The organism is Dongia sp. (assembly GCF_041918875.1).
Lineage (GTDB): Bacteria > Pseudomonadota > Alphaproteobacteria > Dongiales > Dongiaceae > Dongia.
Genome location: NZ_JAYRUV010000011.1, coordinates 23,390 through 44,080, shown reverse-complemented (window position 1 = coordinate 44,080; position 20,691 = coordinate 23,390). Strand labels below are relative to the sequence as shown.

General features: G+C 60.9%; 19 protein-coding genes and 1 pseudogene. 2 read left to right on the top strand and 18 right to left on the bottom strand.

Translation table 11 applies throughout. The features are described from left to right. Positions 1-192: 192 nt before the first annotated feature. The 18 genes from ACE3TY_RS12980 to ACE3TY_RS12895 form a co-directional block, all read right to left on the bottom strand. Positions 193-1,284, bottom strand: a complete 1,092-nt coding sequence (locus ACE3TY_RS12980; RefSeq protein WP_374653553.1) for an ABC transporter ATP-binding protein — start codon at positions 1,282-1,284, stop codon at positions 193-195. Beyond that, positions 1,281-2,081 carry an ABC transporter permease gene (locus ACE3TY_RS12975; protein ID WP_374653551.1) on the bottom strand — a complete coding sequence of 267 codons (801 nt, stop codon included), beginning with the start codon at positions 2,079-2,081 and terminating at the stop codon, positions 1,281-1,283. Before ACE3TY_RS12975 ends, ACE3TY_RS12980 begins: the two co-directional genes overlap by 4 nt. Positions 2,082-2,084: 3 nt before the next feature. Continuing rightward, entirely contained in the window at positions 2,085-2,948 is an 864-nt protein-coding gene (locus ACE3TY_RS12970; RefSeq protein WP_374653549.1) for an ABC transporter permease, read from the bottom strand. 94 nt (positions 2,949-3,042) lie between these two features. Then, a complete protein-coding gene (locus ACE3TY_RS12965; protein ID WP_374653547.1) occupies positions 3,043-4,086 on the bottom strand; it encodes an ABC transporter substrate-binding protein in 1,044 nt (347 codons plus the stop codon). A gap of 91 nt (positions 4,087-4,177) precedes the next feature. After that, positions 4,178-4,492: an NIPSNAP family protein gene (locus ACE3TY_RS12960; protein WP_374653545.1), complete on the bottom strand. Its 315-nt coding sequence runs from the start codon at positions 4,490-4,492 to the stop codon at positions 4,178-4,180. 14 nt (positions 4,493-4,506) lie between these two features. After that, on the bottom strand, positions 4,507-5,991 hold the full coding sequence (locus tag ACE3TY_RS12955) for an aldehyde dehydrogenase (protein WP_374653543.1): 1,485 nt from the start codon (positions 5,989-5,991) through the stop codon (positions 4,507-4,509). Further along, the gene (locus ACE3TY_RS12950) at positions 5,984-6,811 is read right to left on the bottom strand and encodes an alpha/beta fold hydrolase (protein ID WP_374653541.1); all 828 of its coding nucleotides are present in this window, start codon (positions 6,809-6,811) and stop codon (positions 5,984-5,986) included. Before ACE3TY_RS12950 ends, ACE3TY_RS12955 begins: the two co-directional genes overlap by 8 nt. Continuing rightward, complete coding sequence (locus ACE3TY_RS12945; RefSeq protein ID WP_374653539.1) at positions 6,808-7,401, bottom strand: amino acid synthesis family protein; 594 nt, start codon at positions 7,399-7,401, stop codon at positions 6,808-6,810. The genes ACE3TY_RS12950 and ACE3TY_RS12945 overlap by 4 nt, the downstream gene beginning before the upstream one ends. Before the next feature lie 78 nt (positions 7,402-7,479). Further along, on the bottom strand, positions 7,480-8,196 hold the full coding sequence (locus ACE3TY_RS12940) for a GntR family transcriptional regulator (protein WP_374653537.1): 717 nt from the start codon (positions 8,194-8,196) through the stop codon (positions 7,480-7,482). Positions 8,197-8,215: 19 nt separating this feature from the next. After that, positions 8,216-9,292 (bottom strand): LLM class flavin-dependent oxidoreductase, encoded by a 1,077-nt coding sequence (locus ACE3TY_RS12935; protein ID WP_374653535.1) that lies wholly within the window; start codon positions 9,290-9,292, stop codon positions 8,216-8,218. Between the two features lie 27 nt (positions 9,293-9,319). After that, complete coding sequence (locus ACE3TY_RS12930; RefSeq protein WP_374653533.1) at positions 9,320-9,847, bottom strand: flavin reductase family protein; 528 nt, start codon at positions 9,845-9,847, stop codon at positions 9,320-9,322. Between the two features lie 136 nt (positions 9,848-9,983). Continuing rightward, entirely contained in the window at positions 9,984-11,738 is a 1,755-nt protein-coding gene (locus tag ACE3TY_RS12925; RefSeq protein WP_374653531.1) for a helix-turn-helix domain-containing protein, read from the bottom strand. Between the two features lie 75 nt (positions 11,739-11,813). After that, the gene (locus ACE3TY_RS12920) at positions 11,814-12,551 is read right to left on the bottom strand and encodes a M48 family metallopeptidase (protein ID WP_374653529.1); all 738 of its coding nucleotides are present in this window, start codon (positions 12,549-12,551) and stop codon (positions 11,814-11,816) included. Next, positions 12,548-15,751 carry a type I restriction endonuclease subunit R gene (locus ACE3TY_RS12915; RefSeq protein ID WP_374653527.1) on the bottom strand — a complete coding sequence of 1,068 codons (3,204 nt, stop codon included), beginning with the start codon at positions 15,749-15,751 and terminating at the stop codon, positions 12,548-12,550. The genes ACE3TY_RS12920 and ACE3TY_RS12915 overlap by 4 nt, the downstream gene beginning before the upstream one ends. A gap of 54 nt (positions 15,752-15,805) precedes the next feature. After that, positions 15,806-17,128 carry a restriction endonuclease subunit S gene (locus ACE3TY_RS12910; RefSeq protein WP_374653525.1) on the bottom strand — a complete coding sequence of 441 codons (1,323 nt, stop codon included), beginning with the start codon at positions 17,126-17,128 and terminating at the stop codon, positions 15,806-15,808. Beyond that, positions 17,089-17,301, bottom strand: a complete 213-nt coding sequence (locus tag ACE3TY_RS12905; RefSeq protein WP_374653523.1) for a hypothetical protein — start codon at positions 17,299-17,301, stop codon at positions 17,089-17,091. Before ACE3TY_RS12905 ends, ACE3TY_RS12910 begins: the two co-directional genes overlap by 40 nt. Then, positions 17,294-18,862 (bottom strand): type I restriction-modification system subunit M, encoded by a 1,569-nt coding sequence (locus tag ACE3TY_RS12900; RefSeq protein WP_374653521.1) that lies wholly within the window; start codon positions 18,860-18,862, stop codon positions 17,294-17,296. The genes ACE3TY_RS12905 and ACE3TY_RS12900 overlap by 8 nt, the downstream gene beginning before the upstream one ends. An 8-nt stretch (positions 18,863-18,870) precedes the next feature. Beyond that, positions 18,871-19,449 (bottom strand): restriction endonuclease subunit S, encoded by a 579-nt coding sequence (locus tag ACE3TY_RS12895; RefSeq protein WP_374653519.1) that lies wholly within the window; start codon positions 19,447-19,449, stop codon positions 18,871-18,873. Positions 19,450-19,603: 154 nt separating this feature from the next. Here ACE3TY_RS12895 and ACE3TY_RS12890 point away from each other — a divergent pair, with 154 nt between their 5' ends. After that, on the top strand, positions 19,604-20,338 hold the full coding sequence (locus ACE3TY_RS12890; RefSeq protein ID WP_374653517.1) for a Fic/DOC family N-terminal domain-containing protein: 735 nt from the start codon (positions 19,604-19,606) through the stop codon (positions 20,336-20,338). Between the two features lie 152 nt (positions 20,339-20,490). Then, positions 20,491-20,622, top strand: a pseudogene (locus tag ACE3TY_RS12885) (IS5/IS1182 family transposase); the annotation flags it as partial. Positions 20,623-20,691 lie beyond the last annotated feature (69 nt).

Sequence of the window (20,691 nt, the reverse complement as noted above, 5' to 3'; positions counted from 1 at the left end):
TCGGCAAGGGCCCGTATAGTCAGCGTGATCGTCAACGATCCCACGGCACCCTGGACCTTGGATAGCCTTACAGCCCACGTAGGAACGCCCAGAGCCACGCTGGTGCGCGCCTTACGTCGAAATGGTGGATCGGCGGTTCGGCATGCCTCCAGGCCATTTGCGAGAATGTACCGGCACTGGCGGACGCCGTCTTCAGGCGGGAAACACCAGCGCGTCCTGATGGCGGAACGAGAAACAGGCCTCAGACCCGATCAGGTTCGGCGACATGCGGCGGCTGTCCCGAATCAGGAGATTCTGCTGCCATGCCGTTCTGATTTCGTATTGCAGGACTTCCCCCAGATAGCTTTGATCTATGATGATGCCCTTGATTGCCTGATCGGCGGTCGGACCGCCATCTTCTGCGCCGGGTGGCAGCAATCGCTCGGGACGCACCATGATCTCGGCCGCACATCCTTGCGCGATTCCCGCGGCGCTCATGCCACGGATCACGCTGCCATCCGCCAGTCTGACGGTAGCGACACCGCCCGTGACGTCGACGACCTCGCCCCGCAACAGGTTGGAATTACCGACGAAGCCGGCAACGAAGGCATTGGCCGGGCGTTCATATAGGTCCGCGCCCGTGCCGATCTGGGCGATCCGGCCCTGGCTGAAGACAGCGATCCGGTCGGAGAGACGCAGCGCCTCCTCCTGGTCATGGGTGACATAGAGGATGGTGACGCCGAGTTCGCGGTGAATGCGGCGAATCTCCTGCTGGATATCCTCGCGCAGGCGTTTGTCGAGAGCGGAGAGCGGTTCGTCCATCAGAAGGAGGCGCGGCCGATAGACCAGGGCGCGAGCAAGGGCGACACGCTGCTGCTGGCCGCCTGAAAGCTCGCTGGGGCGCCGGCCAGCATAGGCACCAAGATGCACCAGGTCGAGCATGTCAGCCACCGCCTTGTCGATCTCCGGCCGAGGCCGGCCCCGTACGCTCAGCGGAAAGCCGACATTGTCACGCACCGACATGTGCGGAAACAATGTGTAGCGCTGAAACACCATGCCGATATTGCGTTCGTTCGGCGGGACCGAAAGGACCGAACGTCCATCGATCTCGACAGTGCCGGCGCTCGGATCCTCGAAACCGGCAACGATGAACAAAGTCGTCGTTTTGCCGGAGCCGGACGAGCCGAGAAATGTCAGGAATTCGCCTTCGGCCACCGAAAGCGAGACATCGTCGACGGCAGTCACGTTGCCGAACTTCTTGACCAGATGGCGGATCGCGACGGCATTCTTGGCGGGCATGTTCATCTGGCAGCTCTCCGGCGCAAAAAGGCCGCGACGAGCATCGCGGCGATGGTGAGGATGATGAGCAGTGTGGAAACCGCGGCAATAACCGGCGTGAGGTCCTGGCGAAGTGTCGTCCACATCTTGACGGGCAAGGTCTGCAGGCCCGGGCTTGCCATGAAGATGCTAAGGACAACCTCATCCCACGACACCAGGAACGAGAACAGGGCGCCGGACAAGATACCGAGACGTATGGCGGGCAAGGTTACGCGTCGGACTGCCTGCAGTTTGGTGGCACCGCAGACGATCGCCGCCTTTTCGACCGACATGTCGAAGGATTCGAGCGAATTGACGACGCAGATCACCGAGAATGGCAGTGCCAGGATGAGGTGCGCAAGAACGAAAGATAGGAACGTGCCGTTGACCCCGAGTTTCAGCACCAGGGCGTAGAGTGCGATCGCCAGGATGATGACGGGCACGATCATCGGGCTGATGAAGAAGGCGTGCAGCAGGGCACGCCCGGGAAACCGGCCACGCACGATTGCAAAGGCCGCCGGCAGGCCGAGCGCCACCGAGAAAAGCGTGACACAGAGGCCAACCTTGAAGCTGTTCAACGTCGCTTCGATCCACCGCGGATCGGCAAAGAGCGCCTGGTACCATTTCAGCGTCCAGCCGGGCGGCGGGAATTGCAGCCATCGCGACGAGCCGAAGGACAGGAAGGCGATAAACACGATCGGCAGCAGCAGGAATGCCGAGATCGCAATGGCGATGGCGTAGAGGATGTAGCGGCCCCGGCCCATGCGGTTGAGAGTCAGGATCATCGCCTACCTCAGCTTGCCAAGACCGATAGCTCGGACGTAAACGGCGAAGAAAATCAATGTAACGGCGAGCAGAATGAAGGCAGCGGCACTGCCAAGGCCCCAATTGAGCAAAGACTGAACCTGCTGCGCGATCAGTTCCGCCAGCATCATGTTGGTGGTGCCGCCGAGCAGGGCCGGCGTCACGTAATAGCCCAGCGCCATGACGAAGACCATCAGGCAACCGGCACCGATTCCCGGCAAGGAAAGCGGCAGCAACACGCGCCAGAAAATCTGCCGTGGCTTGGCGCCGACAATCGCCGCTGCCTGCATGATCGCCGGATCTATCCCCGAGAGGGTGGCGTGCAGCGGCAGGACGACATAGGGCAGCATGATGTAGGTCATGCCGACGGTGACACCGAAGAGATTGTTGATAAGGGGCAGCGGCTCTGCGATCAGACCTATATCCATGAGCGTGCGATTGATGACGCCGGTCCGCTGCAACAGGACCATCCATCCATAGGTTCGCGCCAGCAGGTTTGTCCACATCGACAAGAGGATGATGGCGAATAGCCACTGTGCGACCCGGCCGGGTAGAATAGCCAGCAGCCACGCGACAGGGTAGCCGATCAGCAACGTAACCAGGGTGACGACCGTGGCGACGAAAAAAGTGTTGAAGAGAACGCGGCCGTAGCTGGCATCGCCCAACAGCTTTGCATAATTGCCAAGCCCAAGCTCCGGCTCCGACACGCTGAGAAGGAACAGGCTGGACAGCGGCAGAACCAGGCAAAGGAACAGGAATATGAGAGCCGGCAAAGCCGGTCCCAACCCGGCTAGGCCGGGACAGGCGCGTTTCGGCGCAGCGTAGGATGTAGCGATGGCGAGACTCATGGGCGTTCCGGTTTGAAGAACAACGGGGTGGCGGCGCAGGGTGGTGTCATCCACCCCGCGCCGCTTCCCGGCGAAGATATCTGACGCGGACTGATCAGGCCGATTGCCATGCGTACCAGCGTTCGCCGATGGTATCGCGGTTTTTCGCCCAGTACTGCATATCCAGCGTAATCTGGCTGTCGGAGTGCTCGGAGGGCAGCATCGCAACCATCTCCTTGCCGAGAAGCGGGACCGCGGCCGCATTCACCGGGGCATAGGCAGTGGCGGCAGCCAGCGCCGCCTGGCCTTCCGGGCTGCTCGCCTGGGCGATGAATTTCATCGCCGCCGCCTTGTTCCTGGCGCCCTTGGGGACGACCAGAATATCGGCCAACGCCATGTTCTGCGCCCAAGACGTGCCGACATTGGCGCCCGATTGATCGAGGGCGAACATGCGACCGTTCCAGAACTTGCCTAGGGCGACCTCGCCAGAGGCCAGTTGCTGCTGGGACTCAGCACCACTCGCCCACCACAGGATATCCTTCTTGATGGTGTCGAGCTTCGCAAAAGCCCGATCGAGATCGAGGGGATAGAGCTTGTCGGCAGGAACGCCATCCGCCAGCAAGGCCATTTCCAGAACGCCGGGGCTCGACCATTTCCAGAAGGAGCGCTTGCCCGGGAAACTGGCCGTGTCGAAGATCGCCGCCCAACCTTCCGGCGTCTTGCCGCCGGTTGCATCCTTGTTATAGCCGAGCACGAAGGAATAGTAGAAGCTGCCGACGCCGTATTCGAAAGAGAATCGCGGGTCGAGATTGTCCTTCTTGACGATGGAATAGTCGATCGGCTCGAGCAAGCCCATCTCTGCTGCCTGGAACGCATAATCGCCTTCCACGTCGACCACGTCCCACGCCACATTGCCGGCATCGACCATGGCCTTGAGTTTTCCGTAATCGGTCGGACCGTCCTGCAGGACGTTGACGCCGGAGGCTGTCGTGAATGGGTCGGCCCAGGATGCCTTTTGCGCATCCTGCGTGGTGCCGCCCCAACTGACAAAAGTGAGGTCCTGGGCCGCCAGCAGGCGCGACGCCGGAAAGGCCGCAGCCATGGCGAGACTGCCTAGGCCGAGGCCGGTGGTGCCGAGTAGTTTTCTCCTCGTGATCATCTTGCATCTCTCCCTGTAAAGCCGTCTCGGGGTTCTTGGTGATCACGCCCGCGGCCCCCCGAACCGGCCGAAGCGCGAATGTCGTGCCGCCTCAAGCCAGCGGCGAGAAGGAGGCCGGTAGCAGAATCCTGTTCGTCCCCTCTTCGATCAGCGCCTGGATCCTGGGCAGGAAGGCAAGCCAGGCCGGATCCGCCATCAGTTCGGCGCGGCGGCGCACGCGGTCGGCATGGTCGTCGAAGGCCCAGATATGCGTGATTTCGTTGAGCGGGCCGATCTCCGTGACGAAATAGCCTATGAGCTGTCCAAGATGGCGGCGCTGGATCGGCAGTCCCACTTCACCGACGAGACGCAGATATTCCCCCACGGTGCCGTTCCTCAGGCGATAGCAGCGATGTTCGTAGATCATGTCGCCTGCCCTCCTCAACGCATCGTGAAGGGATCGCCCATCGGTGCGGTCCCGGTATTGATCCAGACAGTCTTGGTGCGCGAGTAATCGAGCAGGCTCTCGATGCCGGCTTCCCGTCCGACACCGCTTTGCCGAAAACCGCCAAAGGGAGCCATTGGCGAAACGGCACGGTAGGTATTGATCCATACAATCCCCGCGCGGATCTGGTGCATCAGGCGCAGGCCGCGCGCACCGTCCCGTGTAAATATTCCGGCCGCCAAGCCAAACTCGCTGGCATTGGCGAGCGCCACAGCCTCCGCTTCGTCTGCAAAGCGGAAGGCGCTGAGGACCGGACCGAACAGCTCTTCGCGACCGGCGGGGATATCGGAATGCGGACAATCAAGGATGGTCGGCTCGAAATACCATCCGCGTGGGTATTGCGCCGGCCGCTTGCCGCCGGCGACGAGACTGGCGCCCGCAGCGAGCGAACGCGCCAGCACGGACTCGATGTGATCGCGCTGGGCGCGCGTCGCCAGCGGCCCCATCTCGCTCCCTTGATCGAGTGGATCGCCGATCTCGATCCGCCGTGCGCGCTCGGCAACGCGCGCGAGGATCGCGTCGAAGATACCTGCCTGAATCAGCACGCGCGAGCCCGCGACACAACTTTGCCCCGTGGCCCCGAAATTCCCGGCAACTATACCGTTGACCGCACTCTCGATGTCGGCATCGTCGAAGACGATGATCGGCGACTTGCCGCCGAGTTCGAGCGTTACCGCGGCGAAATTCTCGGCACTGTTGCGCACCACATGCCGTGCCGTGCCGGGACCGCCGGTAAAGGCGATGCGTGCCACCAGGGGATGCCGGGTGAGCCGCGCGCCGCAGGGATCGCCTAGCCCGGTCACGACATTAATCGATCCCGGTGGGAAGCCGGCTTCCTCGCACAAGCGCGCCAGTTCGAGAAGCGGTGCCGGCCCGTGTTCAGAGGCCTTCAACACAATCGAGTTGCCGGCTGCCAAAGCCGGCCCGATCTTGACGGCGGCCAGCATCAGTTGCGAATTCCACGGCACGATCGCCGCCACCACACCGATCGGCTCTCGTACCGTCATGACGAACATGTCGGACTTGTCGATCGGCAGGGTGGCACCCTCCAGCTTGTCGGCGGCACCGCCGAAATAGTGGAAATAATCCGCGACATAGCGAATCTGGCTGCGCGTTTCGCGGATCAGCTTGCCGGTATCGGTCGTCTCGGTCTCGGCCAACAGGTCGGCGTTCTCGGCGACGAGATCGCCCAGGCGCCGCAGCAGTTTGCCGCGCGCGGTCGCGCTCATCGTGGCCCAGGGCCCCGCGCTCATGGCGCGATGCGCGGCGGCAACCGCCCGATCGACATCGTTCCCGGTGGCTGCGGGAAAGCGGCACCAGGCTTCTTCGGTCGCCGGATTGAGGCTTTCCAGCCTGGCGCCGCCTTCCGCATCGCACCAAAGGCCGTCGATGAACATCCGGTAGCTGCGCAATTCAGCCATGTCCCACCTCGCCCTGCGCCACTGCCGGCACCGCGATGAATTCGAGGATCCGCGCCGCAAGCTCGCCAGGACACTCGATCGGCGTCAGGTGCCGCTGGCCTGGCAGGATCGCGAGCTGTCCCAGCGGCAGATCGGCGACCAATGCCGCCGCCATCGCTGCGGTCGAACGCTGGTCGTCGCTGCCAGTCATGACCAACGTGGCTGTCTTGATGCGTGCCGCCGTGTCGGCAAGCTCGGCATCGCCGGCGGCGAAGACACGATAGGCGGCGGCATAAGCGCCAAGATCGTTGCTTAGCATATGACGGCGGACAGCATCGACCGTCTCGGGGTGCCGGATGCGGAAACCCGGGGTGAACCAGCGATCGATCGCAGTGTCGACGCTGGCCGGGAAGCCACCGTCAAGCACATCGGAGACGCGCTTAAAAACGGCATCGCGCTCGGCCTGGCTGCGCCGATAGACGGTGTTGAGGAGGATCAGGCGGTCCAGCCGCGCGGCATGGGTAACGGCAAATCCCTGTGCCACCAGGCCACCCATGGAAAAGCCGAGCAGATCGAAACGCGACAGGTTCAACGTATCGGCAAGGCGCTGCAACTGTGCGACAAAATCCGCCAGACGGTAAGGTCCAGGCGGCTTCGGGCTTGCCCCGTGACCGATCATGTCGTAGCGGATCACTTGGCGATGCCGCGCCAAGTGGACAGCGAGCGGCTGCCACATGGAAAGGTCCATGCCGACGCCGTGAACCAGGATCAGCGGCCGCCCGCTGCCCGTCACGGCAAAGCGAGTTCCGTCGCCAAGGATGCGGTCGCCTCCGCCCATCATCCTGCCTTCTTCTCGGCCTCGATCTCGGCCATGTCGATATAGCGGTTGCCGATACGGGGATGCAGTCGCCCGCCGGTACTGGCACCGAGCGCCACCACGATTTCGTCGGGCGCCGGAGCGTCATTCACCGTGAATTCGATGGTGAGGTAGTGCGACCGCTGGCCTTCATCGAGCTTGTGCATCATCGGCACGGCAATGGCGCAGCCGGCTCCTCCGCGTTTATTGGTGAAACTTAGATAGGATGTGCCGCCGACCGCTTCGCGAAAGACATTACCGAAGCGCAGAGTGTGGATGAGCGCGGAGGCATGTTCTATTTCGCCCGCCGTCCCGACGACTGCCGCCTTGCCATAGCCCTCGACACGATCCCTGCCCCCGCACCGGTCTAGGATGATCGGGACCAGCGCATTGCCGAGGATCGGCGCTGCCGCCAGAATCTCCGGCCGCAGATTTTCAACGAAGCCTCGCTCATGCCACGGGTTGCGGAGGATCGCCGCCGCCGCCACCAAGCGGATGGGCGCCGCACCTGGCTTCCCGCCCTCGACCAGCGTGTCTTCGCAGTAGGTGACGATCTTGCGGATCTCGATGGGCATCGGACTTTCATTCCTTGTCATACAACATACCGTATTAGCTATTAGAGCAAGGCTCTGGCTGGCGCGCTGGTTGCCGCGTCAGATCTCCTCCGCGTGGCGGCTGAGCATATCGAGAGCCGCATCCCGCGCGCGGCGCACATGTTCGGTGGCTGCGGCAGCCGCTGCGTCCGGATCGCGCCGACAGACGGCACTGACGATCGCATTCATCTCGGCCAGGCTGCCGGGTGCCCGGCCGGGCTGCGACATGGACGTGGCGCGCAGGAACTGAATGCGTGCCTGCAACGACTGAATCATGTTGCGGATGATGTCGTTCCCGCAGCCATCCAACAGCACCGTGTAGAAACCGGTCGTTTCGGCGATGATCAGCCGCTTGTCCTGGGTTGCGAAGGCAGCCGTCAGGCGGTCGAGGGCCGCCTGGAGGTCCTGCACCTGCTTCACTGTTGCCCGCGCCGTGAAGAGCCGTGCAGCAAGCCCCTCCAGCGCTTCGCGCACTTCGTAGAATTGCAAGGCCGTTTCCGGTGCGACGCGCGCTACCGCCGGCCCCCTGTTCGGCTGATTCTCGACCAGGCCCTCCGATTCGAGGTGCCGCAAAGCCTCGCGCACGCTGGTACGGCTGACGCCCACCATCTCGCACAATTCCCGCTCTATCAGCCGGTCGCCGGGTTTGAAGTGGAAGTCAAGGATGGCGCGGCGCAGGACGTCCAGCACCTGCTGCCGCAGGGTCACGTTCGGCCGCGGCACGCGCAGGGATGCCGTGCCGAAATCGGTGTCGTCGTCGCTGCTGAAGGCCATCATCGTCCGGCTCCGCGAGAAATCAGATGACGCTGGCGAGGCTCTTGCGGGGCGCGCTTGCGGCGAAGGCCGGCATCACCTCGTCGATGAACAGTCTCAGCGATTGACGCTGCTGCTCCATGGGCAGGCCATAGGTCGCGTAGTAGATGAAATTGTCGACGCCAAGAGCCTCGTAACACTTGAGTTTGGCGATCGCCTGATCCGGGGTGCCGAACATGAGATTGGATTGCAGCATCTCGCTGTTGTATTCGGCGCGGTTCTCCAGGCTGGCAAGGTCGATCTCGGATGGAAAGCCATTTTCGACCGTACCATCGCCACGAAAAAGATTTTCGAACTGGCCGGCGACGCGCTTCAGGGAATTGATAAAGAGTTCAGCCTCACGCGCGCTGCCATAGATGCCGGTATGGCGCATGGTCGAGAAGCGCGGCCTTTTGGTTCCCGCCGGCGCCTTGGCGAGCGAATCGTGGAAACGCTGCATGTAGAGTTCGACCTCGGCGAATTCGCGGGTAAGCGCCCAGGTCATGACGTTGAGCTCGTTGGCGACAGCCCAGTCGAACGAGACAGGGTTACGTACCGCAGCCCAGAGCGAGGGGTAGGGCTTCTGCACCGGTTTCGGGCAGGCGGTCGCCTTGGGGAAAGACCAGAATTTGCCGTTATGTTCGACATCGCCCTGCCACAATTGCTTCAGCAAAGGCAGCATTTCCAGCATATAGGGAACGCTGTCCTGGGCCTTGAGACCGCCGGCCATGCGGTCGAATTCGCGTTGGTAGGCACCGCAGCCGATGCCGAATTCAAGACGGCCATTGCTGAGCAGGTCACACATGGCAGCCTCGCCGGCGAGGCGGATCGGATGCCAGTAGGCGGCGACCGCGACGGCGACGCCGAGCCGGATCCGATTCGTATGCTGCGCCCACCAGGTCAGCTGCTGGAACGGATTGGGCGCAATAGTCATCTCGATGGCGTGATGCTCGGCCGCCCAGACGATATCGAACCCCGCGGCATCGGCGAGCTGGGCCATTTCAAGCGTATGGCGGGCGACATCGCGCATGTCGGTTGCTGGCGTCATGCGTTCGAAATTGATGGCGAGGCTGAACTTCATGGCCGGACGATCCTTGTTGCTGGAAAGCTATTGAGCGAGTGCTGCATAGGCGCCGCGATGAAAGACCAGGGGCGGTGCCGGCGAGTGCGCGAAATGAACAACCTCGCCAAGCAGAATCATGTGATCGCCAGCCTCGATCTCGCGCACGCGGCGGCATTCGAGATGCGCCGCCGCACCATCGATGAGTGGCACGCCGAGTTCGCCGTGCTGCCAGCCGATTCCGGCGAATTTGTCGTCGGCCGGTCGCGCAAAACGCTGCGAGAGCTCGCGCTGTCCGGCAGCCAACACGTTGACGGCGAAAGTCGGTGCCCCGGCGAAGGCCGGCCAGATCGGCGCCTGGGTGGCGACGCAGATGAGGATGAGGGGTGGCGCCAGCGAGACCGAGGTAAAGGAGTTCGCCGTCATGCCACGCGGCCGGCCCAGCGTGTCGCAGACGGTGACGACCGTGACCCCGGTCGCAAAACTGCTGAAAGCCTGGCGCAAGGCATGGTGCCCTGAGGCCGAAGCCGCTTGCGGCTGGCGGTTAGCGACCTGATGAACGGCGCGTTCCGGCATATCCGCCCCTTCCCGACACTTTGCGCATTGACCTGTCTCGTGGGGGTCAACGTGTCAGGACGGCGGCAGCCGGTCATCCTATTAAACGTATAATGTATGCCATATTATATGCTAGGAATCGTAGTATAGATCTCAATCAGCCCAATAGCCGCCGCAGACGCAGCGCGAGTTCCAGGCCAAGGCGGCTCTCGGCTTCCTTGAGATCGAGGTCAAAGAGATCCGCCGCCCGCCGCAACCGATAGCGCAGCGTTGTGACATGGATGCCAAGCGCGTCCGCCGTGGCCTGCAAGCGCATGCGCTGAATGAGGAATTGCTCAAGAGTAACAAGAAGCTCGCCATCGTGGGCGGCATCGTGCGCCTCGATCTTGCCAACAATCTCGCCCACGAAATCGCGCAAGCCCCCGGCATCGGCAAGGGCAACCAGCCTGGCGAGGGGGCCGAAATCGGCGGTCTCGGCAATGCCGGCACGCCCGACTTTCTCAGCGAGCGTCAGCAGCGTACCGATCTGGCGCCGGGCGGGCGGATAGTCTTCCAGCCGCTGGCATACCTGACCCAGGCAGGCGACCGGTGCCGAGCGCGTCAACCATTCGATCTCGCGCAGCAACTGCTCCAGCAGCTTGCGGGCCGAATCCGGCTTGGCTTTCTTGAGCGGCAGAAAAATGACAATCGACCGATCGTCGCGAAAAGCCGCGCCGCCGGGCAGAATGCGCCGCAGCAGACGCGCCACGGCCTGTTCGATCTCGCCCGACATCTCGCCCATCCCGCGCAGGCTGATTGCAGCGAGTTGCCCGGGTTCATCGAGGGCGAGCCCCAAATGATGGGCGCGCGACAGCATCGCCGCCTCGTCGCGCCAATCGGCCGAGAAGAGACGGGCGAAGAAGGCACCATGAGTCTCGGCTTCCGCCTCGAAGCGGATATGCTGGCGCAGCAGCAAGACGGTGCATGCGGCGCGCAGTTGCTGTGCCGTCAACGCCGCCGCCGCGTTAAGCGGCTTGTCCACCAGCAGAACGATCCCGCCCAGCACCTGGCCGGCGGCGAGGCAAGGTTCGACCAGCATCCTTTCCTTAGCGTCCGGCTGCCGCGCGTTCAGCGCCAGCGCTTCGACACGGTCGAATTGCCCGCTCTCGGTGTCGCGCAGATGGCGATGCAGGGCCCGCAGCGCCTCGCTGTCGGCCGCATCCGCGGGCAGCTTGGCTCCGCCGCCGCGCAGCAACCGATTGGTGACGAAATCCGCCAGCAGGAAGGGTGCCTGCAGATGTTCATCGGCAAGCCGCACGAAGCCCACCACATCTTCCCTACCCAGCACATGATCCATCGCGATCTGCGATATATCGAGTGCGCCCAGCAATTGGGCCCGCTGAACTTCGTCCAGCCTGGTGCGGCGCGCTTTCTCAACCGCAAGCGAGCCCAGCAGAGCCACCGTCTCAAGGAAGGCCATCTCCTCCTCGTCCACCCGGCGATGCTCGTGGGAATGAACCGACAGAACGAGACCCCGCTCCTGTTCGTCCACCGTGCTGAAGGGAAGCAGGACGACGGTATGGTAGTCGCGTTCGATTGCCTCCTGGCGATAGCCTGGGAACATCTCGTTCTTCTGGGCATCCTCGATGATGATCGGCCGGCGGTCGGCAAGTACCGTCCGGGTAGGACTGGTGGAGAGCAGCCATTTGTCGACCGACCGCCTTCCCGCCTCGAACAAGGGATCGAAGCGGGCCACGAGGACCGAAAAGCCGATGCCTTCATCAGCCGCCATGATGGCGCTGCTCGACCAGGACGATCGCTGGCATACGGCGGTGACGACCAGGTTGAGCACGTCGCCCAGTTCGTGGCCGGCATTGATCAGATTGGCGATATGGCCAAGGCTCCTGATCCGCTCGGTGAGCTTTGCAGTCATGGCGAGGTATCCGACATCATGGACGGCACGGGTATGCGCCACCGCGCGCCTTCTGGCTGAACTGGTATGTCGATGTCATCTCAACGTCGCCTCAAGAAGCGCTTTCCGATGAGCCCAGTCCGGCATGATGGCGTCGAGGAGGCTACGCCATCCCTCGCCATGGTCTGGAAAGAACGCGTGCGCGAGCTCGTGGCAGATTACGTAGTCGATCAACCGCGGACTGGCACGCACGAGATCGACATTGAGCGTGACGCGTCCCCCGGCAGTGAAGCTACCCCACCTCTTTGACATTGGCCGGATGAGCAGTGGTGGGCGCTTGAGACCTTTGCGAATAAATGGTTCCGCCATAACCTCGAAGCGTTGCCGAAAGACCTCGCGCGCTCTAAGCGAATAGAATGCGTGAAGGAGGCGCCTGCAATGAGACTGATCTTCCACGGACCTCGCGTTGACCACCAGACGGCCACCATCCAACCTGACATGAGGATCGTCCGAATACTCGATTGACAGGCGATATTGTCGGCCAAGCAGCAGATGTGTTTCCCCGGAAATGTATCTGCGCTTTGGCGTGACCTCTGGCCTTCTCGCGATCTTATCTATCTGAGTGAATATCCAGGCACCTTTCCGACGCGCTCGGCGCTGAACTTCACTTCTTTCCTCGCCTGCTGGCGCGAAAATGACGACTTGGCCCGTCGGCTTCACGTCGATCCGCAGATAACGCCTATTCATGCGGGTCAATTCCGCAACGACCCGCCGTTCACCCCAATGAATCTCGATCTCCTCGCATGTCGAGTGACCTTCGTCATCCGTTCTCATTGGGCCAGCCTCACGCGCGCCGAAGCGAGAACATCGTCGACGATGCCGTCCAGAATGTATGGGTCGATCAATATGTCGCGTCGGCCGCGCAACTCCTCGAAGAAAAAGTCGTCAATATCGTTGCGGATCGCGTTCTCGACGTCACGATCATGCTGCCAGCCGACCTTGCGACGACGCTGCACAATCCGGCTGATCTCGAGCGCCATGTCCGCGGCCAATTCCATGTCGGTAATTCCGGAGTTCTCCAGATTACGCTTCGTCAATCCCCAGAACGCCTGAGCATGAGTATCATTGCGAAGGCGCGCTGGGGTCGGATCGGATTCGTCCTGCCGCGTTTGAATTTTATCACGCAGTTCCTTCACTTTTGAAAGATATGTCAGGTCGTTGATTCGCCCCTTGTGAAAATCGTCGATCGTATCGCGAACGAGTTTGGAGAATTTTTCGAAGAAGACCGGATCCTCATCCCATTTTTCCTCGATCGACCGGGTCAGCTGATGCGCGATCGTATCGGCAACCGATGCGTCGCTTTCCGCCTTTTCCCGCCGACGTTCCTCAATTGCGATGTCATCGAATATGTTCAACGGCTCGACCAACGTGATTACGTCACGCGCGATGACGTGCCGATCCAGCAACTGACGGATACGTCTTTCATAGTCGCGCCAATCCACACGCTCCGCGTAGCGAAGGCTGACTGCGGCGCGCAACGACATGAATCGGCCGAGATCCTCCTTCCAGCGCCGAAGCAATTCAGGCCTGGCCTCCTCGACAAAGGCTGGCGAGGAAAGCGCCACGGAGAAAGCGCGGGAAAAGGTGGAAAGGCGTGAATAGAATGCGATTCGAATTTCATCATTCGCCAGAAGACGAGCATAGGCCTCGGCATCGAAACTATTGGAGACCGATTTGAACACGTCCAACAAGGCGGCATGGGCCCCTGGGACTTTGCCCGCTTCGTCACGAATAGCCGATATACTGCTGGCGATGTCCTCCTGATTGAAGCCCTGCAAGGCATCGTAGCTGGCAAGCGCCGCGCCAAGGTCCTTGAGGACGCCCGTATAGTCGATAATGAAACCGAAGGGCTTGTCTGGCGCCCCCTCCTCATCGAAGACGCGGTTGACACGCGCAATGGCCTGCAACAGGCCATGTTCCTTCAGGCGGCGGGCGATATAGAGCACCGTATTGCGCGGTGCGTCGAAGCCGGTGAGCAACTTGTCAACGACGATGATGATGTCCGGATCGGACGGCCCCTTGAACTGCTCGACGATGGTACGATTGTAGGCATCTTCGCCGCCATATCGCTCCATCATCCTGCGCCAGAAGGTGCGTACGATGTCGTCATCGGCTTCATCCACTTCATCTTCGCTTTCCCGCATTTCCGGCGCCGATATGACGACCTCGGTGGTGACGACGCCGAACTCGTCAAAGAGCTTCTTGAGCTGGATTGCCGCGCGTTTCGATGGCGCCGCGAGTTGCCCCTTGAGTCCCGTGCCCTTGAAGTTCGCCAGGAAATGCTGGCCGACATCGAATGCCATGGATTGAAGCCGCGAATCCACGCGCTCGACTTCGCGCATACGGCTCATCTTGCGCTTCAGATCGGCACGCTGGTCGTTGGACAGGTCACGCGTATGTACCTCGAACCAGCGGTCGATCTGCGCGTCATCGACATCGGTAATGACTTCACGCCCTTCATAGAGCAATGGGACGACAGCATGGTCCGCGACCGCATCACGCATGGAATATGAGGGCTGAACAAGCTCGCCGAACTTGGCGAAGGTGTTTCGCTCTTTCTTTGCAATGGGGGTTCCGGTGAAAGCGATGAAGCAGGCGTTGGGCAGTACCTCCCGCATGCGGGCGTGCAGACTGTCGAGATTGCCGTACTGACTGCGGTGGCTCTCGTCCACCAGGACGAAAATGTCGGAAGATTTGTCCACGACGCGCCGTTTGTTGAGACCCGCCCGGAACTTGTGGATCAGGGTGGTGACGACGGGTGTCATCTCTTCAATCAGGGTCAGCAGATTCTCGCCGGTCGCCGCCCGCTTCGGTTCTTGACCCGTGGCACGGAAGGTCTTGGTGATCTGGTCATCGAGGTCGGTCCGGTCCGTCACGATGACAATGCGCGCCCGTGGGTGGGCCATGACGATCGACTTGGCCAGCATCACCATTGTCAGGCTCTTGCCCGAACCTTGAGTATGCCAGACCACGCCCCCCTTGCGACGACCCGCTGCGTCCCGCTCTTCCACCCGCTTCAGCAGGGTTTCGACCGTTGCAATCTGCTGACAGCGCGCGACCTTTTTATACGGCCCATCGAAAAGCATGTAGCGGCGAACCAGCCGCATGAACCGCTCCGGCCGACAAAGATCCACGATTGCTTCGTCCAGTCGCGTGACGAACCGATGCTTTTCCATCAGCCCATCATGCCGCTTCTTATGCGCGGCGAAGTCGAGCGCTATGCGCTTATCTTCGACAGTGTCGAGTAAACGATTGACCACCTCCTCGGTGAAACCAGGTGGGTCCCCGCTCTCCTTCCAGCTACTCCACAGCTTACGCGGTGTCCCCACCGTGCCGTAGTGCGGATCGTGGCTGTTGGCCGCCAGCAGCAATTGGGCGGAGTAGAAGAGTGCTGGAACACCTTCACCGACCTTCTGATTTCGGATCTGCTGGCCGACACCCTGATCGGCCGCGACATGAGAGGCCTTGACCTCGATCATTCCGAGCGGAATGCCATTCACGAACAGGACGAGATCGACGCGAATCGTCGGACCGCCCGGCTCGCTCACGGTATATTCGCTCGTCACCTGGAAACTGTTGGCCCGCCAATCGTTCCAGTCGATGAATTTGAACGGCCATTCGCGCGATGTCGCGCCGATCGTTTGCGGCAAGGCAATGCCAAGTGTCAGATCATCCGTCATCCGCTCATTGGCGCGGACAACGCCCTCCGGAATCCGATCGGCCAGCCTTCGCACCGCGGAATCGATATTCGCTTCCGAGAAGGGATGCGCCCGCCCGTCGATCTGAATGCGATTGATGCGCGCCAGGTCCGCCCGGAGCTGGGTTTCGAGGAATGGCAGCGCCCGCCGCCCATCGCGCCACTGATCGGCCTCAGCCCGCGTGACATAGCGCCAACCGCAATTGATCAGCGTATGCAGCGCCTGGAGCTGCGTACCGCCAGCCTCGGAAATGGCGAAATCCGGAGAATGGACCATGGCTTCACCCCCGCGCTTTCGCCGAAGCCGCGTCGAAGAAGATCGACTTGAAGGTCATGCCGCATCTCCTGGCAATACCGCACGGCTCGTGAGCGCCGCTGGTTCAAAGCGCCCATCAAGCCGCCACTCGCCCGTGAGCAGCTTTTGCATCAGGCCGCGTTTTTGAGCGCGATGCGCGTCTAATCTCTTAAGTTCCGGATGAATTGATTGTAAAGCAGAGTCCAGGAGTGCAGCAGCGCGAATCTGTTGGTCCATAGCGCGGGGACAAGGAACAGGAGTTGTGCTCACAAGGTCCCAATCCGCGCGGGGCATTTTTGAGCCGCTCTGCTTGGTCGCTGTAGCTTGAAATTCCTGCGTTTGAACAAGAAAGAAAAGCAGATCCGGGTTCAGCACCTTAGGATTTGATCGAAGCACCCAGATCTCTGTAGAGCAAATGCCATCAAAACTCGGTTGTGCGACCTTGCGCAAATACGGGCGCAGCTTACCGAAGAGCGTATCTTTGGCCTTGAATCGCGATCTCAGGGCAGATTCAGCTGAAACACGTGAACTACCAATGATTCGGCCGGTCTCCGGTTCGATATTCTCAAGCTCAGTACTTTCATTGGGGACATCGCAGACACCAGGCTGGACTCTTTCTGAGATCAACTCGACAAGTGCGCCGAATTCAGTTCGTTCATTGTGGAATTTCATCGCGTACTGAGCAAGGAGCCCTTCGAACCGCTTCCGCTTGGAGGCAATTAGACGCTCAGTCTGATCGATTGCCCTATCCCACGTCTCCAGGACAGCAACAATCCGCCGTTGCTCCTCAAGAGGCGGCACGTCAAAAGCCCACTTTAGCCAGTCTTCGAGCCTGAAGACGAGTTTTTCAACGTGAACGCCGATACTGGAATGGAAGCAGGTCTGCTGGAAATAGACCGAATGCATCAGCGCATTCAAAAACGTCGGTTCGAGCTTCTCCTTGGCATGAAAGGCCGTATATTCATTTGACACGATGGCGCGATGCAGTTGGGGTGGAACAAGGCCACATGCCCCATGTGAAATCTGACGGTTCGAGATCAAAAAGTCTCCAGCTTCGACGTAAAATTGCGTTTTGGTCTTGATCTGATCGCCACGCAGTACTTCCCGCGCAACAATTCCACCTCGATTTCTCTTTGCAGTGACGAGTTGGTAGGTCTGATTGTCAGTGAGTCGAGCAGGTCGCTCAACCTTGAGGAGCAGATCGCCTAGAGGATAACGGGTCCAACCTCGCGGAGTTTCGCCAAGCTTTGGAATGCCTGCTTGGATGCTCGGCGGATAGGCGCTGGGGTTTTCGGCGTGCTCAATATTGACCTCCTCCGTCACGCTGCGCCCCCCTGATCGATCAAACTCGCGCGCCATGCGACATGATTTCTGCCATCGCCTTCCACGCGCCCATCGCCTTCCACACTCCAGGTCTGCTTGCCGTTGTCGGATCGGCCCGCGCCACGAAGGGCGGCGATGGTCCGGTTTTCCAGATAGAGCTTCAGGGTGCGCCCGCGCCGGGACGGGGCGGCCAGGGGGGCGTCAGACATCGATGCCGAGCTCCTTCAGATAGACGTTCATTTTCGTCCTCGTCTCGGCGAGTTGAGCTTCGAGGTCGCGGATTTCGTTCTGCACGGCCTGAAGATCGATTTCGGGTTCGGGTTCGAACGTATCGACGTAGCGCGGGATGTTGAGATTAAACCCGTTAGCCTCGATCTCCTCGAAGGTCGCTTCGTGGGAATAGCGGTCGATCGCGGCCCGGCTGCGGTATGTCTCCACGATCCTGTTGACGTTCATGTCGGCGAGCTGGTTCTGCTTCTTGCCGGGCTCGAAATCACGGCTGGCGTCAATGAACAGAATGCTCCGTTCGTGCGAGCGCAATCCGCCAGCCTCGCGCGCCTTGTCGAATACCATGATGCATACGGGAATTCCGGTGGTGGGAAAGAGCTGCCCCGGCAAACCGATGACGGCGTCGAGCAGATTGTCGCGGATCAGCTTTTCACGGATCTTGCCCTCGGCGCCGGAACGGAACAGGACGCCGTGCGGCGCGATCACCGCCATGCGCCCGACGGTGGGGCGGGTGATCGCCAGCATGTGCAGGATAAAGGCATAGTCGCCGCGGCTCTTGGGCGGCATGTGCGGTGTGAACCGCTTGTAGGGATCGGGCAGCGCGTTCCCTTCCGAATCCGTATTGCCCCACCATTTATCCAGACTGAACGGCGGGTTGGCGACCACCACGTCGAAACGCATCAGATGATCGCTTTCGATCAGCGTTGGCGAGTTCAGCGTATCGCACCAGTCGATGTGGGCGCCATCCTGCTTGTGCAGCAGCATGTTGAGGCGCGCCAGCGAGCGCGTGCTGCCGTTCGATTCCTGGCCGAAGAGCTGGAAATTGCCATCCGGCACCTCCTCGCCAGCCCGCAGCAGCAGCGACCCGGAACCGCAGGCCGGATCGCAGATCCGATCGCCGGATTTCGGGTTCGCCAGCTTGGCGACGACTTCGGACACCTTGCGCGGCGTGAAGAATTCCCCCGCTTTCTTGCCCGCGTCCGACGCGAAGCGCTCGATCAGGAAGATATAGGCGTCGCCCAGAATGTCCTCGGACGTGTCGGACAGGTCCAGGCCAGGCTTGGCAAAGTCCTCCAGCAGCATCTTCAGCCGGCGATTGCGGTCCTTCGTTTGGCCCAGATTGGATTCCGAGTTGAAGTCGATCGCGCGAAAGAGGCCACCGAGCTTGCCCTCGTTGGCTTTTTCGATGGCGTCCAGAACGATGTTGATCAGCTCGCCGATATTGTCCCGGCCGCGACGCTCGTGGAGGCTATGAAAATCGCCCAGGAACCTTTCTTCCACTTCGTTGGTCTTGCTGTTCTTGAGCTCAACCATCGGCAGCTTGAAACGCTCGCGGTCGAGACGGCGTTGAATGCGAAGCTCGTCGTCGCCATACTCCCGGCGGAATTCATCGACATGCTTTCGACGCACGTCGCTGATATATTTCAGAAAGAGCGCGGTCAGCACATAGTCCTTGTATTGCGTGGCATCGACCGCGCCCCGGAACGTGTCGCAGGCGCGCCAGACCGCGGAGAGAATGTCGTCTTGCTGCAGGGTGGGCATATCGTCTCCTATGAATTCGAGCTGGTGACGGCGGCGCGGATTGCCTGCGCAAGGGCTTCGCGGCCAAGAATGGAGTTGAGGGCAGCAAGGCGCTGCAGCAGCTCAGCCTCCTCGCGAAAGGACCGCGCCAATTTGGCGATCAACCGCTGCGTGGGCATCGGCGGAAGCGGGATTGCGAGTTTGTCGAGCGCGTCCTTGGGAAGTCGCGCGAGGCCGCTGCCCTGCCTGCTGCCAGAGAAGGTCGCCTGCGTCGCGGGAAGATCGAGAAAAGCCGCCAGGTATCCTGGATCGACCTTCGATGAATCGGGGCGGACCAGGTAAAGATCGAGCGATATGAAGGCGCCGAACAATGCCTCCGTCGCAAGACACACGTCGGTCGCCGCGCCCCGCGCGCCGACGATCAGGTCGCCTTCCTCTATCGGCAGCGCCCTGGCAACGGCTGAAGGTTCTCCGTTTGTGAGTTTGGGCGCGCGGCCCGACTTCAGATCCGACAGATCGGACAGGCGCACAAAGCGTGCCGAGCCTCCACCGCCCTCCTGGACCGCCAGGCCGGAATAGATGCCGGATATTTCCCTGAGTTCGAGCATGGCTCAAACTACAAAATCATGTTTATCGAGTCAATACCAGTTGGAGATGCCCTCTAAGTTTATTTTCCGCGCCATTATGTGCAAGTACGGCGAAATGGGAGTTACCTGAAACGTCCAAGGAGATTGATCCAAGGGTCCGTCTAAGAACGATTTCTTGACTACGGACATCACCAATAAATGTTTCGTTACTATCTCCGGATCCTGGGCACAGGATCGTTCTTTGCCAAAACAGGGCAGATTCTGCGTGGCCAAGCGGGAAACAGGGCATTACGAGCAGGTCGTGGTCGAAGGAGAGGAAATATCAGCCTTCATCCCTCTGCCATTGCCACCGTCGCCTTCCTTGAAGATGGATGGCGCCCTCTCGGGTCAGCTTAGAAAAGCAGAAGAAGCGTTGATAAGACTCGATCTCGCGGGCGCAATGGTGCCGTCATTGGATTGGTTCGTTTACGCTTTCGTGCGCAAGGAGGCGGTCCTCACCTCTCAGATCGAAGGCACCCAAGCAACCTTGATCAATCTCCTGGTCTTTGAGGCTGAAAACAAGACAACACCGAACGCCGATGTTGAAGAGGTATGCAATTATCTCGACGCCGCCATCTATGCTCGGTCGCAGATCGCGAAGGATAAAGGCCTGCCTCTTTCCATGCACCTTCTGAACGAAACGCATCGCCGCCTCATGCAAGGCACACGCGGTGCCAGCAAGCAGCCCGGTGCGATCCGCCGCAGCCAGAACTGGATTGGTGGCAGCAGGCCGACTGCTATTCGGGCCGTCGGAACATTGATAGAAGCGGGAATCCTTGTGGAGACGACGGGCAAGAAGCGGGACCGCAGCTTCGCCTATCAGGCTTATATCGACCAACTACGGATAGGGACAGAGCTGGGGCGGCGATAATCGATGCGTTTCGCAAGCTCCTATGGGTGGTGCCCATCGAGCAAAGGCTAGGAGGCGTGTGTCGGCTGACCCCCTCGATCTAGGTCGCGTACTCATAGAGGATTCCCATTTGGGCGGGAACGTGATCCAATTTCCGTGGAGGAGCTTGGGTCGTGGCACGATACGAACTGACAGGCTTCGAGTGGCAGATCATTCAGCCCTTGCTGCCGAACAAACCGCGTGGGGTGCCGCGGGTTGACGACCAAGCTGCACGCGCGGGTCGTCGGCAACGGCTTGCCCAGGGGTGCGACGGTTCTCGCCGACAGAGCTTATGACGCCGACTGGATCCAGGATGTCATTGACGATCGGGATTG

Excerpts from the sequence above, each read along its gene's own strand:
- ACE3TY_RS12980 (WP_374653553.1), bottom strand. The coding sequence starts at position 1,284 with ATGAACATGCCCGCCAAGAATGCCGTCGCGATCCGCCATCTGGTCAAG.
- ACE3TY_RS12970 (WP_374653549.1), bottom strand. The coding sequence starts at position 2,948 with ATGAGTCTCGCCATCGCTACATCCTACGCTGCGCCGAAACGCGCCTGT.
- ACE3TY_RS12925 (WP_374653531.1), bottom strand. The coding sequence starts at position 11,738 with ATGACTGCAAAGCTCACCGAGCGGATCAGGAGCCTTGGCCATATCGCC.
- ACE3TY_RS12975 (WP_374653551.1), bottom strand. The coding sequence starts at position 2,081 with ATGATCCTGACTCTCAACCGCATGGGCCGGGGCCGCTACATCCTCTAC.
- ACE3TY_RS12900 (WP_374653521.1), bottom strand. The coding sequence starts at position 18,862 with ATGCCCACCCTGCAGCAAGACGACATTCTCTCCGCGGTCTGGCGCGCC.
- ACE3TY_RS12955 (WP_374653543.1), bottom strand. The coding sequence starts at position 5,991 with ATGGCTGAATTGCGCAGCTACCGGATGTTCATCGACGGCCTTTGGTGC.
- ACE3TY_RS12910 (WP_374653525.1), bottom strand. The coding sequence starts at position 17,128 with ATGGCGCGCGAGTTTGATCGATCAGGGGGGCGCAGCGTGACGGAGGAG.
- ACE3TY_RS12940 (WP_374653537.1), bottom strand. The coding sequence starts at position 8,196 with ATGATGGCCTTCAGCAGCGACGACGACACCGATTTCGGCACGGCATCC.
- ACE3TY_RS12950 (WP_374653541.1), bottom strand. The coding sequence starts at position 6,811 with ATGATGGGCGGAGGCGACCGCATCCTTGGCGACGGAACTCGCTTTGCC.
- ACE3TY_RS12920 (WP_374653529.1), bottom strand. The coding sequence starts at position 12,551 with ATGAGAACGGATGACGAAGGTCACTCGACATGCGAGGAGATCGAGATT.
- ACE3TY_RS12905 (WP_374653523.1), bottom strand. The coding sequence starts at position 17,301 with ATGTCTGACGCCCCCCTGGCCGCCCCGTCCCGGCGCGGGCGCACCCTG.
- ACE3TY_RS12935 (WP_374653535.1), bottom strand. The coding sequence starts at position 9,292 with ATGAAGTTCAGCCTCGCCATCAATTTCGAACGCATGACGCCAGCAACC.
- ACE3TY_RS12895 (WP_374653519.1), bottom strand. The coding sequence starts at position 19,449 with ATGCTCGAACTCAGGGAAATATCCGGCATCTATTCCGGCCTGGCGGTC.
- ACE3TY_RS12930 (WP_374653533.1), bottom strand. The coding sequence starts at position 9,847 with ATGCCGGAACGCGCCGTTCATCAGGTCGCTAACCGCCAGCCGCAAGCG.
- ACE3TY_RS12945 (WP_374653539.1), bottom strand. The coding sequence starts at position 7,401 with ATGCCCATCGAGATCCGCAAGATCGTCACCTACTGCGAAGACACGCTG.
- ACE3TY_RS12915 (WP_374653527.1), bottom strand. The coding sequence starts at position 15,751 with ATGGTCCATTCTCCGGATTTCGCCATTTCCGAGGCTGGCGGTACGCAG.
- ACE3TY_RS12965 (WP_374653547.1), bottom strand. The coding sequence starts at position 4,086 with ATGATCACGAGGAGAAAACTACTCGGCACCACCGGCCTCGGCCTAGGC.
- ACE3TY_RS12960 (WP_374653545.1), bottom strand. The coding sequence starts at position 4,492 with ATGATCTACGAACATCGCTGCTATCGCCTGAGGAACGGCACCGTGGGG.